The sequence below is a fragment of the Streptomyces sp. 13-12-16 genome (assembly GCF_002114215.1).
GTDB lineage: Bacteria > Actinomycetota > Actinomycetes > Streptomycetales > Streptomycetaceae > Streptomyces.
Genome location: NZ_NCTE01001198.1, coordinates 23268 through 37823, shown reverse-complemented (window position 1 = coordinate 37823; position 14556 = coordinate 23268). Strand labels below are relative to the sequence as shown.

At 71.6% G+C, this 14556-nt stretch carries 12 protein-coding genes; 4 read left to right on the top strand and 8 right to left on the bottom strand.

What is annotated here, in order from left to right:
• Positions 1-107: 107 nt before the first annotated feature.
• The 3 genes from B7767_RS37620 to adhE all read left to right on the top strand — a co-directional run bounded on the left by B7767_RS37620 (position 108) and on the right by adhE (position 4062).
• Positions 108-491 (top strand): hypothetical protein, encoded by a 384-nt coding sequence (locus B7767_RS37620; RefSeq protein WP_085575908.1) that lies wholly within the window; start codon positions 108-110, stop codon positions 489-491.
• A gap of 93 nt (positions 492-584) precedes the next feature.
• A complete protein-coding gene (locus B7767_RS37615; RefSeq protein WP_085575907.1) occupies positions 585-1232 on the top strand; it encodes a CBS domain-containing protein in 648 nt (215 codons plus the stop codon).
• A gap of 190 nt (positions 1233-1422) precedes the next feature.
• Positions 1423-4062, top strand: a complete 2640-nt coding sequence (gene adhE / locus B7767_RS37610) for a bifunctional acetaldehyde-CoA/alcohol dehydrogenase (RefSeq protein WP_085575906.1) — start codon at positions 1423-1425, stop codon at positions 4060-4062.
• A 117-nt stretch (positions 4063-4179) separates the two neighbouring features.
• Here the strand turns inward: adhE and B7767_RS37605 are convergent, their stop codons facing one another.
• The 7 genes from B7767_RS37605 to B7767_RS37575 form a co-directional block, all read right to left on the bottom strand.
• The gene (locus B7767_RS37605; RefSeq protein WP_085575905.1) at positions 4180-6564 is read right to left on the bottom strand and encodes a phosphoketolase; all 2385 of its coding nucleotides are present in this window, start codon (positions 6562-6564) and stop codon (positions 4180-4182) included.
• A 348-nt stretch (positions 6565-6912) separates the two neighbouring features.
• A complete protein-coding gene (locus B7767_RS37600; protein ID WP_085575904.1) occupies positions 6913-7893 on the bottom strand; it encodes a hypothetical protein in 981 nt (326 codons plus the stop codon).
• 529 nt (positions 7894-8422) lie between these two features.
• The gene (locus B7767_RS37595) at positions 8423-9667 is read right to left on the bottom strand and encodes a cation:proton antiporter (RefSeq protein ID WP_085575903.1); all 1245 of its coding nucleotides are present in this window, start codon (positions 9665-9667) and stop codon (positions 8423-8425) included.
• Between the two features lie 3 nt (positions 9668-9670).
• Positions 9671-10150, bottom strand: coding sequence for a cation:proton antiporter regulatory subunit (locus tag B7767_RS37590; RefSeq protein ID WP_085575902.1), 480 nt, complete (start codon positions 10148-10150; stop codon positions 9671-9673).
• A gap of 282 nt (positions 10151-10432) precedes the next feature.
• Entirely contained in the window at positions 10433-10579 is a 147-nt protein-coding gene (locus B7767_RS46905; RefSeq protein ID WP_179167462.1) for a hypothetical protein, read from the bottom strand.
• Positions 10580-10754: 175 nt separating this feature from the next.
• Complete coding sequence (locus B7767_RS37580; RefSeq protein WP_085575900.1) at positions 10755-11675, bottom strand: universal stress protein; 921 nt, start codon at positions 11673-11675, stop codon at positions 10755-10757.
• A 125-nt stretch (positions 11676-11800) separates the two neighbouring features.
• Positions 11801-12724 (bottom strand): carbamate kinase, encoded by a 924-nt coding sequence (locus B7767_RS37575; RefSeq protein WP_085575899.1) that lies wholly within the window; start codon positions 12722-12724, stop codon positions 11801-11803.
• 348 nt (positions 12725-13072) lie between these two features.
• On the opposite strand from B7767_RS37575, the gene B7767_RS37570 reads away from it, so the two are divergent.
• The gene (locus tag B7767_RS37570) at positions 13073-13960 is read left to right on the top strand and encodes a universal stress protein (protein WP_085575898.1); all 888 of its coding nucleotides are present in this window, start codon (positions 13073-13075) and stop codon (positions 13958-13960) included.
• Here B7767_RS37570 and B7767_RS37565 read toward each other — a convergent pair.
• Positions 13890-14556: cation:proton antiporter (locus tag B7767_RS37565; protein ID WP_143652866.1), on the bottom strand; the 667-nt coding region annotated here is incomplete at its 5' end. The two genes, B7767_RS37570 and B7767_RS37565, sit on opposite strands and share 71 nt — an antisense overlap.

Here is a 14556-nt window from a genome sequence, read left to right as displayed (position 1 = left end):
GTGAGGGGCCGAGGAGCCCCTGACACCGGGGCCGACCGCCTCTGGGACGCGGACGGGAAACGCAGCAGCCTTGAGGTGTCGCAGAACGATCACAGGGAGTGGAACACATGACCGCCAAGGACATCGGTACCCGTGGAACCACCGCCACCGTGCGGGTGCGTGCCGACGGCGAGGTGGACGAGGAGTCCCTCGCCTATCTCCGCGAGAAGGTCGGCACCGCCCTGGACCGGCCCGGACTGCCGCCCGTGAGCGGTGAGGTGCGCGTCCTGCGGGCCTCGGCCCACCACGTCGAACTGCCCTGGTCCGCCGGCGCCGACATCCGGATCGGAAGTCACCTCGTGACCGTCCACGCCCGCGAGGCGACCGCACGCGAACTCGCCGACCGGCTCCACGACCGGCTGTGCGCCGGCACCGAACGCGTCGCCCACCGCGACGCCGCCACTCGCCGGACGGCCGCGCCGCCCCCGTGGCGCGGCGGCCCGCAGAAGTAGGCGCCGCACGGCGCCTGCCCGACTCGGCGGAAGGGCCGAAGCCGACCTCCGGCTTCGGCCCTCCCCGTCCGCGCTCGTGAAGGAGAATCCGCCATGACCGCTCACACCGTCGGTGAAGTGATGACCAGGGACGTCGTCCAGGCCCGCCGGACGACACCGTTCAAGGAGGTCGTGCGGCTGCTCGACCACCACCGGATCAGCGGGCTGCCGGTGGTCGACGCCGACGACAAGGTCCTCGGCGTCCTGTCCGGAAGCGACCTGGTACGCGTCCAGGCATACCGGGACGGCTCCGCACCTCCTCCCGCCCTGACGGCGGGGGACGTGATGTCGAGCCCCGCGATCACCGTGCACCCGGAGCAGACCGTGCCGGACGCGGCCCGGCTGATGGAGCGCCGTGGCGTCGAGCGGCTTCCCGTGGTCGACGAGGCCGACCGTCTCATCGGCGTCGCCACCCGCCGCGACCTGCTACGGGTCTTCCTGCGCGCGGACGACGACATCCGCCGCCAGGTGACCGGAGACATCGTCGTCGGCGCGCTGGAACTGCCGTCCGACGCCGTCCTCGTCTCCGTACGCGACGGTGTCGTCACCCTCGCCGGCCGTGTCGAACTGCGTAGTCAGGTGCCGGAGCTCATTCACGCCGCCTGGCGCCTAGAAGGCGTGGTCGGTGTGGTGAACCGCCTCGGCTTCCACACCGACGACTGTGCGGCGGCCACCCCACCCGCTCGGATCGGGAGCCCGTGAACGCGGCGGCGGGCGATGCCGTGCGGCGGCTCGATCCGGCCCGGGCCGACAGTCCCTGCCGGGCCGGGCCGGCCGGACGCGGGAGGGGCCCTTCGGCGCCTCCTGCGGCAGGCGTTCCCGGAGGACAGTGAAGGCAGAGAGCGGCGCCGCCGTACACCACGGCGGCCCCTGACAACGGAGGCGGACCACCATGACCCGACAGAACGTGCGGACCGAGGACCGCGGGACCGACGCCCCGTCCGACACCGCGGTCGCCGTGGACCGTCTGGTCACGGCCGGCCTCAAGGCACTCGCCGACTACGAGGGGCTCACTCAGGAGCAGGTCGACCACATCGTGAAGAAGGCGTCGGTCGCCGCCCTGGACCAGCACACCGCGCTGGCCCGCCTGGCGGTCGAGGAGACCGGGCGGGGGGTCTTCGAGGACAAGGCGGCCAAGAACATGTTCGCCTGCGAGCACGTCACGCACAGCATGGGGCACACGAAGACCGTCGGGGTCATCGCCCGCGACGACATCGAGGACATGGTCGAGATCGCCGAACCGGTGGGCGTGGTGGCCGCGGTCACCCCCGTCACCAACCCGACCTCCACGACCATCTTCAAGGCCCTGCTGGCGCTGAAGACCCGCAACCCGGTCGTGTTCGCCTTCCACCCCTCCGCCCAGCGCTGCAGCGCCGAAGCCGCCCGTATCGTGCGCGACGCGGCCGTCGCCGCGGGCGCTCCGGAGCACTGCGTGCAGTGGATCGAGCAGCCGTCGGTCGAGGCCACCAGCACGCTGATGCGCCACCCGGGCGTCTCGCTGATCCTCGCCACCGGCGGCAACGCCATGGTCAAGGCCGCCTACTCGGCCGGCAAGCCCGCCCTCGGCGTCGGCGCCGGCAACGTCCCCGCGTACGTGCACAAGAGCGCGAAGCTGCGTCGGGCCGTCAACGACCTGGTGCTGTCGAAGTCGTTCGACAACGGTATGATCTGCGCCTCCGAGCAGGCCGTCATCCTGGACACCGACATCTACGACGCGGCGCTCTCCGAGTTCCGCACCCTCCACGCCCACCTGGCGACCGCCGAGGAGAAGGCGAAGCTGGAGGCCTTCCTGTTCCCCGCCGCCGGCGGCTCGGGCGCCGGCTGCGAACCCAAGGTCAACGCCGCCGCCGTCGGCCAGAGCCCCGCCTGGATCGCCGAGCGGGCCGGATTCTCCGTACCGGAGGACACCTCGGTCATCCTCGTCGAGACCGGGCACGTCGGCCCGGACGAGCCGCTGACCCGCGAAAAGCTCTGCCCTGTACTGGCCGTGCTCCGGGCCGAGGACGAACAGCAGGGCTTCGACCTGGCCGCCGACATGGTCGCCTTCCACGGCCAGGGACACAGCGCCGTCATCCACACCGAGGACCGCGCCCTGGCCGAGGCGTACGGCACTCGCATGAAGACCGTACGGATCATCGTCAACGCCCCGTCCTCCCAAGGGGCGATCGGCGGCATCTACAACGGCCTGCTGCCGTCGCTGACCCTCGGCTGCGGCTCCTGGGGGAGCACATCGGTGTCCAACAACGTCTCCGCCGCCCAGCTGCTCAACGTCAAGCGGGTCGGTACGCGCCGCAACAACCTGCAGTGGTTCAAGGTCCCGCCGAAGATCTACTTCGAGCCGCAGGCCATCCGTTACCTGACCTCCATGCCGGACGTCCACCGCGTCACCGTCGTCACCGACGCCACCATGACCCGCCTCGGCTTCGTCGACCGGATCATGCGGGTGCTGCAGCGGCGGCCCGAGCCCGTGACCGTACAGGTCATCGACAACGTCCAGCCCGAACCCAGCATCGACTCCGTGCAGCACGGAGCCGGCCTGATGCGGGAATTCCGTCCCGACACGATCATCGCGCTGGGCGGCGGCTCGCCCATGGACGCGGCCAAGGTGATGTGGCTGCTGTACGAGCAGCCCGACATCGACTTCGCCGACATGCGGCAGAAGTTCTCCGACATCCGCAAGCGCGCCTTCCGCTTCCCCACCCTGGGCAGGCTGGCCCGCCTGGTCTGCGTGCCCACCACCTCCGGAACCGGCGCCGAGGTCACCCCCTTCGCCGTCATCTCCGATCCCGCCACCGGCAAGAAGTACCCGCTGGCCGACTACGCGCTCACCCCCAGCGTGGCCATCGTCGACCCCCTCCTCACCACCGCCCTGCCCCCGGCGCTGGCCGCCGACAGTGGCTTCGACGCCCTCACCCACGCCATCGAGGCGTACGTGTCCGTCTACGCCAACGACTTCACCGACGGCCTGGCCCTGCACGCCATCCGCCTGATCTTCGGCAACATCGAGGCTGCGGTGAACGACCGCGCCGGCTCGGCGGAGGCCCGGGAGAAGATGCACAACGCCGGCACCATCGCGGGCATGGCCTTCGGCAACGCCTTCCTCGGCATCGTCCACGCCATGTCCCACACCCTCGGCGCCACCTTCCACATCGCGCACGGCCGCACCAACGCGGTCCTGCTCCCGCACGTCATCCGCTACAACGGCACCGTCCCCACGAAGCTCACCGGCTGGCCCAAGTACGAGAACTACCGCGCCCCCGAACGCTTCCAGGACATCGCCCGCACCCTGGGACTACCCGCCGCCACCCCGGCCGAGGGCGTGGAGTCCCTCGCCGCGGCCGTCGAACGCCTGCGCGACGCCGTCGGCATCGAGCCGACGTTCGAGGCCCTGGGGATCGACGAGCGAACCTTCCTGGACGCCTTGCCGCAGCAGGCCCTCAACGCCTATGAGGACCAGTGCGCACCGGCCAACCCGCGCATGCCGATGCTGGACGACATGCAGGAGATCATGCGCACCGCCTACCACGGCTGAACACGGGGCCGGCCGTCGCCACGACGCGGTTGCCGGGGACCTGGAGCCGATCGCCGGGAAGCGACGGGGCCCGGACCGCGGACCGAACGTCCGCGGTCCGGGCCCCGTCGGCTTCTGTCAGCCGTCCCACGACCAGTCGGCGACCTCGGGCAGGTCGACACCGTGCTCGCGGATGTACGCGTGGTGACGCAGCCGGGCGTCCTCCATCTCCTGACGCACGGCCGCCGCGCGCACCGCGAGACCGGGAACGCGGTCGATGACGTCCATGACCAGTCGGTACCGGTCCAGGTCGTTGCGGACCACCATGTCGAACGGTGTGGTGGTCGTGCCCATCTCCTTGTAGCCGCGCACGTGCAGGTGCCCGTGTCCGGTGCGGCGGTAGGCCAGCCGGTGGATCAGCCAGGGATAGCCGTGGTAGGCGAAGACGACCGGCTTGTCGGGGGTGAACAGGCCGTCGTACTCGAAGTCGGTCATGCCGTGGGGATGCTCCTCGCTCGGCAGCAGCCGGGCGATGTCGACGACGTTCACGACCCGGACGGCCAGTTCCGGCAGGTGGTTCCTCAGCAGTTGTGCGGCGGCCAGTACTTCCTGGGTGGGGACGTCACCGGCTGCCGCGAGTACCACGTCGGGCTCCCGCTCGCCGCTCTCCGTGCCGGCCCACTCCCAGATCCCGGCGCCCCGCGCGCAGTGCGCCTTCGCCTGCTCCATCGTCAGCCAGTCGAAGCAGGGCTGCTTGCCGGCCACGATCACGTTGACGTAGTCGCGGCTGCGCAGCGCGTGGTCGGCGACGGAGAGCAGGGTGTTGGCGTCCGGCGGCAAGTAAACCCGTACGACCTCGGGGCTCTTGTTGAGGACGTGGTCGACGAAGCCGGGGTCCTGGTGGGAGAAGCCGTTGTGGTCCTGGCGCCACACGTGGGAGGTGAGCAGGTAGTTGAGGGAGGCGACGGGCGCGCGCCAGGGCAGTCGGCGGGTGACGCGCAGCCACTTGATGTGCTGGTTGACCATGGAGTCGACGATGTGGACGAACGCCTCGTAGCAGGAGAAGAGGCCGTGCCGGCCGGTGAGCAGGTAGCCCTCCAGCCAGCCCTGGCAGGTGTGCTCGGAGAGGATCTCCATCACCCGGCCGTGCCGGTCGAGGTGCTCGTCCACGTCCAGGGTGCCGGCCTGCCACGCCTTGCCGCTGGCGCCGTAGACGGCCTGGAGGCGGTTGGAAGCGGTCTCGTCGGGGCCGACCAGGCGGAAGTCGCGCCGGTCGGCGGTCCCGCGCATGACGTCCTCCAGCAGACCACCGAGGACGCGGGTGGGCTCGTGCAGGGTGGCACCCGGTTTGTCGACCGGGACGGCGTACCGCTCCAGCGGCGGCAGGGGCAGTTCGCGCACCAGCAGGCCGCCGTTGGCGTACGGCGTGGATCCCAGCCGACGTGCGCCCTCGGGGACGCACGTCAGGACATCAGGGCGAGGCGCTCCGTGTTCGTCGAACAGCTCCCGCGGCCGGTAGGAGCGCAACCACTCCTCGAGCTGTCGCAGGTGGTCCGGGTTGTCCCGGACGGCTGACAGGGGGACCTGATGGGATCGCCAGGTCCCCTCGACGGGAAGGCCGTCGACCTCGGTGGGGCCGGTCCAGCCTTTCGGGGTGCGCAGCACGATCATCGGCCAGCGGGGCCGCTCGGTCGCCCCGTCCTCGCGGGCGGCGCGCTGGATACCGGCGATACGGTCCGCGGCGGTGTCCATGGCCCGGGCCATCGCGCGGTGGACGGCGGCCGGCTCGTCGCCGGTGACGTGGATCGGGTCGTGGCCGTATCCCTTGAGGAGGTCGTCGAGCTCCGGCTCCGGCAGCCGGGAGAGCACCGTGGGATTGGCGATCTTGTAGCCGTTGAGGTGCAGGACCGGCAGGACGGCGCCGTCGTGCACCGGGTCCAGGAACTTGTTGGAGTGCCAGGAGGCGGCCAGCGGCCCGGTCTCCGCCTCGCCGTCGCCGATCACGCAGGCGACCAGCAGGCCGGGGTTGTCGAAGGCCGCGCCGTAGGCGTGCGAGAGGGCGTAACCCAGCTCGCCGCCCTCGTGGATGGATCCGGGCGTCTCCGGGGCCACGTGGCTGGGCACGCCTCCGGGGAACGAGAACTGCCGGAACAGCCGGGCCATCCCGGCGGCGTCCCGGGTGACGTCCGGATAGGTCTCCGTGTACGACCCCTCCAGCCAGGAATTGGCCACCACGGCCGGGCCCCCGTGGCCGGGTCCCCAGATGCAGAGCGCTTCCAGACGCCGGGAGCGGATGAGCCGGTTGAGGTGGGTGTACACGAGGTTCAGGCCGGGTGAGGTGCCCCAGTGGCCGAGCAGTCGCGGCTTGACGTGCTCCGGACGCAGCGGTTCCGTGAGCAGGGGGTTGGCCATCAGGTAGATCTGACCGACGGACAGATAGTTCGCGGCACGCCAGTGGGCGTCCAGCGTCCTTAACTCCTCGTCTGTGAGCGGACCGGAGGCCTGCTGCGGATCGACGGACATGGCGGATTCCCTTGCGGATCGGAGGTTCGTTCGGCGGGGGTGCGTACGGGTCCTACGCCCTACCCTCCCCTGGCCGCTGAGTACCCCATGGGGCCGACCGGACCCTCCTCCGCGCATCACCTGCGCCCACCCGGTGGCCGGTCGAGGCGGGGTCGAGTGACTCATTATCGCCGGTTGGCCGGACCGTGCATCGTGAGCACCATAAGAGGTCCGCCACCATCTGCTCGGACACGGGACGGCTTGTACCGGACCCTGTCCGTGACATGCTCCGGTACAAGCCGTCCCGCCGCCGCTCCCGGTGGCGTCCGCCGTCCTCGCACGGCGCTGTGCCGCCCGCCAGGACCGGTGTCAGCCGAATACTTCGGCGAGAGCGCGCCGGGGCAGAGCCCGTACGCATGGTGGGTGTCCGAAGCGGAGGATCATCTGCGGGAACTGCCCGGCGGTGAGTGTCTGCCGGATACGAGTGCGCAGGCGAGGCACTTCCAGAGGCTGAGTGTGGAAGGCCGCCATGACCCCGTATCCGGCCGCGTGCAGCAGCATCCGTTGGAGTGCTTGACCGGATCGCAGCCAGGTCAGCGGGTCGTCCCGGTCCGAGGCGAGGAGCGTCACCAGTCCGGTACGGGCGGGCCATCGTCGAGGGGGCGTGGGAAACATGCCGGTCAGACCCGCGTGGTCCCGCCCGGCAAGGGCGGTGGAGTCCGGGTGGAGGACGCTGACGTCGGCCGGTACCCCGGCGTTCCGCGGCCGCGCGAGCCGCCAGGTCCAGCCGGCCTGTTCGGCGGCGAGCCGTGCATCGGCTCGGCGGGCTTCCTCGCCGGCTCGGACCGACTCGGCCAGCATCCGGCGTTCCGCCGTGCCGTCGATGACGTGCAGTTCGGCGCCCTCCCGACGCGTGTGCTCGCGCATCTCTTCGACGAGACCCGAGGGCAGCGGCTCCGGCAGGAAGGGACCGTGTGCGGTGTGCCGCCGGCCCAGGGCACCGTACAGACGCTGTTCTTCCGCGGTGGGCCGGGTGTAGGCGCCCCACCTGACGGTGGCGAGATGTGCGGGATCCTGCGGGTCGGGGAGCGTGTGGACGACGGGCCGGAAATTGAGGTGCAGCATGGCCAGCCGCATGTTGAACAAGGCGGCTCCGCAGCCGAGCACGAGTTCTCGTCCGTGAGGGTCGGCGAGTGGCAGCCCCCGCCTGGCGTCCGCGTGCAGTTCGATCTCCGTGTCGCCGTCCGCGACGAAGCGCCAGGGCTGGGTGTTCATGAGCGACGGTGCGGTCACAGCCGCGCGGACGAGGTAGGTGGAGGCGTGAGTGGGGTGTGCGCTGATGACGGACATGAGGGTGCCGCCCTTCTCACCGGGTCGGGATTCGTCGGGACGGGACCGCTGGACGGGGCGGTGTTGCCGCACTCGCCGGCGGGACGCGGATTGCACACATGCACGGGTCGTACCAGCTGTTCGGTCCGGACGGCTTCGTGGGCGGCTCTGCCGTAGGCGGGCTTCCCGGGAAGCCGTCGATCGTGATGACGACGGGCGGCAACACGGTCTTCACCTCCGGGCCGACGTTCTCTGCACACCTCAAGCGTCCCTCCGCGTGGCAGCACCGAGCAGGGGCAATCGGGCAGTGGTACGGGCCCACCGGCCCTGTACGGCCTGGAGACCGGCGTCCCCGGCGCTGCACTCGTGCCGCAACCTTCTCGGTGGCGGCCGTCCTGGCGATCACACGGGACGGCTGCTGTGTGTTGACGCCGCATCCCATGCGGTCGGCAACGAGGACCCCGCAAAGGGCTGCCGGGCTGTTCTCCCTGTGGTCGCGCCGGTCTTGGCGTGCCACGCAGGACGTCCCTGTGCCCGCGTCCGGGAGTGGTCAGCCGGAGTGGGCCTCGCTGTGCTCCGGGCCTGGTGTCGATGTGGCGGAGGGAGTGCCGGGCTCGCTCGACATGCCCGCCCCGCCGTCGGACGCCGCCTTGCGCGGTGGCGCGCTGCGGGTTGGCGCGAGGCGGGTGAGGACGGGGCCGCACACTGCCAGGATGATCACGTAACCGGTGACCAGCGCCCCCAGGCGGCCCTGCGTGGTAGCGGCAAGTCCGATGACGACGACCGAGAACTCCCCACGGGCGATGAGCGCGGTACCGGCCCGCAGCCGGCCCCGGTGTCCCGCTCCGTCACGGCCTGCGGCATACCATCCCGTGGCCACCTTGGTGATCGCGGTGACGAGGGCCAGGGCAGCCGCGGCAGGCAGCGTCGGCAGCAGTTGCCCCGGATCGGCCGACATGCCGAGAGCGAGGAAGAACACTGCCGCGAACAGGTCGCGCAGCGGGCTCAGCACGGCCCTGGCCCGCTCGGCGGCGGCGCCGGTCAGCGTGAGACCGATCAAGAAGGCCCCTACAGCGGCGGAGACGTGGATCAGCTCGGCCAGAGCGGCCACGACCAGGGTGAAGCCAAGAACCCTGAGCAGTACCTGTTCGGCGTCGGCCGGGGACAGAACTCGGCCGACATGATGTCCCCAACGGCTGGACGCGGCGATGGCCGCGCCCACCACTGAGGTGGCCGCGAGCACGGCGAACAGTGCCTCCCACCAACTGCCTCCGGCGGTGACGACCGCGAGCAGGGGAAGGTAGGCGGCCATGGCGAAGTCCTCCAGCACCAGCACCGACAACACCGCCGGTGTCTCGCGGTTGCCGAGCCTGCGCAGATCGCCGAGAAGGCGGGCGATGATGCCGGAGGACGATACGTAGGTCGCACCGGCCAGAGCGATGATGCCTGCGGCGTCGAGATCGAGCAGCCATCCCGCCGCGGCGCCCGGGGTGGCGTTGAGGGCCAGGTCCACGACCGCGGAGGACCGGTGACGGCGCAAGCTGGCCGTGAATTCCCGGGCGGTGAAGTCCAGACCGAGAGTCAGCAGCAGGAGGATCAGTCCGATCGCGGCGCCGGTGTCGACGAACGCACGGGCCGCCGGGACCGGAGCGAGTCCACCGTCGCCCAAGGCGAGTCCTGCCAGTAGGTACAGCGGTACGGGCGTCAGGGCGAAGCGCCTGGCGACCGCGACGATCAGGCTCAACGCGGTCAGGATGACGCCCAGCTCCAGCAGCAGGGCGACAGGGGTGTGCACGGCTCAGCCCTGGACGATGCGTTGAACACCGGCGATGCCCTCACGGGTGCCGATGACGACCAGCACATCTCCGACCTGCAGGCCCTGGGCAGGGCCGGGTGAGGCGATGACGTCCTCGCCGCGGACCACGGCCACTATGGACGCCCCGGTACGGGAGCGGGCCCGGGTCTCCCCCAGGGGCCGGCCGCTGTACGGGCTGCCGGGGCCGACCTCCACCCGTCCGGCGTTCAGTCCCGGAACCTCGCGCGTCAAGTCGGCGAAACGCTCCGCGATGCGCGGGGCGCCGAGAATCTCGGCAAGAGCGTCCGCCTCCTCGTTGGTGAGCCGCAGCACCGGGTGGGCCTCGTCGGGATCCTCCCTCGGGTAGACCACCAGCTCGAACTCCCCCGAGCGTTGGGCGACGACACCGATCCGGTCACCCTCGTGATTGATGAATTCGTAGCGCAGTCCCACGCCGGGGAGCAGCACCTCGTTGACGTCCATGCGTCTCCTCTTCCTCGCCGTGCTCCCCTGATGTGCCCGGTTCCCTTCGGGCACCTTGTGTGCCGTCTCAGGTGCCGGAGCATGCGCTGAGGGGTCCGGACGCTGTCGCCCGGTCCTGCCCGGGGGCACCGACGTTCTGATCGGGTGCGCGAGCGGGCCCGAACGCGCTGCTCGACATCGCCGGCCGGCCCGACAGGCGGACGGCCTGCGTGGCAGCACCGGCGAACTCACGGGTGGGTTGGTGGGGCGGGTCCTCGGGCGGGCCCGTCCCACCAGTCGTGTTCAGCGCAGCCACCCGTGGTCACGGACCAACGGGATCCGCGCCCACAGGCGGCCCAGACCGAACGCATCACCGGCCGACACCACGGCCAGCGCGATCAGCACCACCGCATACACCAGGTGGTAGTCGACGAACGGATTCGTCGACATGCTCGCCGACCCGTCCGACAGATGCTTCGCGGCGGTTTTCTCACCGCCCGCGCCGCGGGCGGGCCGGGGATTCGAGCAGGAGTGGTCGGGGCCTTGCACCCCGCGGCTGCCGCGCGCCGATCGCTCGGGTCGACGTCCTCCTGAAAACGTCCGTTGTCCGGTGCACTTCTTCCGGTCAGTCGTGCGAGATCACCGCTACCGGAGCGGCGGCATGGTGCAGCAGTGCCTGGGTCACCGGCCCGATGTGCGCGCCGACCGCCGCCCGACGGATCTGCCGGCCCACGACCACGAGAGCGGCGTCGTGGGAGGCGTCGATCAGGTGGCGACCCGCACCACCGACCGTGGCCTGCGTGCTGACCTCCACGGCGGGGTACTTCTCCTGCCACGGTCGCAGAACGTCGGCCAGTTCGCGTCGCACCTGAGTGGCCGTGCGGTCGTTCAGGTCGGGCATGAGTTCGCCGCTGTAGTAGTAGGGCGGCAGCGCCCAGCCGTGGACGATCCGCAGGCGTGCGGCGCGCCGCGAAGCCGCGTCGAACGCGAAGTCGATCACCGCGTCGTCGGGTTTGTGCAGGTCGAGACCGAGGACGACGTCGCGGTGGTCGGTGGCGGCGGAGAGTCCGCGTGCCGAGGGCTCCGGCCGGGCTTCCTCCTCGCCGTGTCCGGCGGCCCGGACGAGGACGACGGGGCGCCTGCACGAGGCCAGGACGGAGAGGGAGACGGAACCGAGCAGGAATCCCGCCGTCTTGCTCAGTCCACGGGATCCCAGTACCAGCAGCTCGGCGTCCTCGGCGGCCTTCAGCAGAGCCGGGACGGGCAGACCGGAGACCTCGTCCGTGTCGATCCGCAGCCCGGGACGGCCTTCGGCGACGCGGGTCCGCGTCTCGTCCAGCAGGCGCCGTGCCCACGCGTGCTGGAGGTCGCTCGGCGGCACCGGCACGCCGAGTCCGGTCGGCGGCGCGTAGGCGGGAGGTTGCCACTCCCATGCGGTCACGAGCCGCAGGGGCAGGTCCCTGAGCTGTGCCTCGCGCGCGGCCCAGTCCGCGGCAGCCACGCTCGTGGGCGAGCCGTCCAGTCCGACGGTGATGGTGCGGGTCATGGTGAACCTCCTTCAGGCTGCTTCGAGTGTTCGTTCCGCGGGGTGGTGGAAGCAGGGGCCGCTGGTCCTTGCCCGGAAGCCGACAGTCCCGGCATCCGGCTCACCGGTTCGCGGTCGGCCGGCTGTCATCCGATGGCGAGTTCAGGTCGTACGAGCGTCCCCGACGTTCCGTGGGCGATGGCGTATGCGGCATCGAGAGCTCCGATCGCGGCCAGGCCACCGGTCCGTTCCACGAACCGGGCAGCGGCCTCGGTCTTGGGCTTCATCGACCCCTCGGGGAAGTTCCTGTCCCGAAGTTGCGCGGGGGTCACGTCGAGCACGGGCTGCTGGTGGGCCGTGCCGAAATCCGCGTAGACGTTCGGGACGTCGGTGAGGATGAGCAGGAGGTCCGCCTTGAGTTCCTCGGCCAGGAGGGCGGCGGTGAGGTCCTTGTCGATGACGGCTTCGACCCCGGTCAGCTCTCCGGTGTCGCGGTCGGCCGTGACGGGGACGCCTCCGCCGCCGGCGCAGACGACCAGTGTGCCGCTGTTCAGCAGTGCGTGGACGGTGTCCGTCTCGACGACGGCCTCGGGCATCGGGGACGGGACGACGCGGCGCCATCCCGTGGTGTCCTTGGCGATGTGCCAGCCGTGCTTGCGGGCGAGCACGTGCGCCGTCTCCCGTGAGCAGACCCGGCCGACGAACTCGGTGGGCCGCTCGAAGGCCGGGTCGTCCGCGCGGACCACGGTGTGGGTGACCAGTGCGGCGACCTGCCGTCCGGGCAGGGCGCCGCGCAGTGCCCGGGCGAGCAGGGATCCGATCACGCCTTGCGTCTGGGCGCCCAGGACGTCCAGAGGGTAGGGCGTGGTCAGGGCGGGATCGGCGGCGCTTTCGACGGCCGGCAGGCCGATCTGGGGGTCGTTGCCGGGGGTGATGACGAGTTCGTTGTCGTGGGCGAGTGCGGCGAGGGCGGTGACCGCTCGGTCGATGTTGGCCTGCTGCACCGCGGCGTCGGGGCGTTCGCCCCGGTGCAGCAGGGCGTTGCCGCCGAGGGCGACGACGATGCGCATGGTTCGGTCCTCCAGGGTGACGAGGAGCGCGTTGACGTCGCGCGGGGTACGGAATCGTTCGTCACCGATCCTCCCGAGCGCGGCCGATCGAGGTGAACGGCCGCACGTCCCATGCTGGGCCCGTTGGTCCCGGCCGCCGCGTGTCCGTTCGGCCCGGCGTCGTCGGGCGGGACCGTCGTCCGCCGTGGCGGCAACGGCCGTACGGGACACCGCCGGTGGTCGCACATCTTCCGGGCCTGTGGGATGAGCCGGACGGCCCCCGGACGTGGCCTCCCCGGCCCCATGCCGGCGGACGGTGTCCCGGGGGAGGCTGGCCGTGGAAACAGGAGGCCCGGACGAGGAGGCACGGTGAGCGGTGTGGTGGTGGTCGGCGTGGACGGATCGGCGTCGAGTCTGACGGCGGTGGAGACGGCGGCACGGGAGGCCCGACTGCGCGGGGCGGCACTGCGCGTGGTGCACGCGTGGATGTGGCCCGCGATGCACGTGCCGCTGGGACCGTCGCCGATGGGCCCGCCGGAGGGCGGTCTGCGCGGCATGGTCGACCGTCTGGTGGCCGAGGCGGTGGAACGGGCGCGCGCGACGGCACCGGACGTCGACGTCAGTCACGTCGTGGTGACCGGCGAACCGCTGACCGTGCTGGAGGCCCAGTCCCGTGCCGCCGAACTGGTCGTGGTCGGCTCCCGCGGGATGGGCGGGTTCGTCGGTCTGCTGGTGGGCTCGACGGCGGTCCACCTGGCGGCGCACGGCCGGTGCCCGGTGCTGGTGGTGCGCGAGCATCCGCAGGACGCCGGTCCGGTGGTGGTGGCCGTCGACGGCTCCGCCGCCGGCGACAGGGCGGTGGAGTTCGCCTTCGCCGAGGCCGCGCTGCGCAAGGCACCTCTTGTGGCGTTGCACGCCTACACGAACTGGAACGCCCCGCTGCCCTCACCTCAGGACCCGTCGGTGCCGGACGCGAACCCTCCGGGTGCGCTGGCCCGGGCCGAGGAGCGGCTGCTGGCCGAAGCGCTCGCCGGCCATCGGGAGCGCTGTCCGGACGTGGTGGTGGAGCACAAGGCGGTGCACGGCGGCCCGCGCGAGACACTGATCGAGGCGAGCCGCTCCGCCCAGCTGCTGGTGGTCGGCGCCCGGGGCCGGGGCGGCTTCGCGGGTCTGCTGCTGGGGTCGGTCAGCCAGAGCCTCCTGCACCACGCGCACTGTCCCGTGGCGGTGGTGCGGGGAGCGGACGGTTCTCACTGAGCACGCCTCGCCCAGCGCCCGGTCGCGTCTTTCGGGGCGGTGCCGGGCGGGCGGGCGCCAGACGCGTGAGGAGGGGGCCGAACACGGCCAGGAGCATCACGTAGGTGGTGACGACGGCTCCGAGCCGGTCCTGCGTCGGGGCGGCGAGCCCGAGGATGACGACCGAGAACTCCCCGCGCGCGATGAGCGCCGTCCCGGCCCGCAGCCGGCCGCGTCGGCCCGCCCCCTCGCGGCGGGCGGCATACCATCCGGTGGCCACCTTGGTCGCGGCCGTGACCACGGCCAGAGCCAGTGCGGCAGGCAGCTCCGGCAGGAGGTCCCCGGGGGCCACGGACATGCCGAGTGCCAGGAAGAACACCGCCGCGAACAGATCGCGCAGCGGGCCGAGGACGGTCCGGGCCCGGTCGGCGGCGGCGCCCGTCAGCGCGAGGCCGACCAGGAAGGCCCCGACGGCGGCCGAGACATGGACGACCTCCGCCAGCGCGGCGACGATCAGCGTGACCCCGAGCAGCCTGAGCAGCACCTGTTCGGCGTCCGCGTGGGACACGACGCGGCCGACGTGGTGGCCCCAGCGGCCGGATGCGACGATCGCCGCG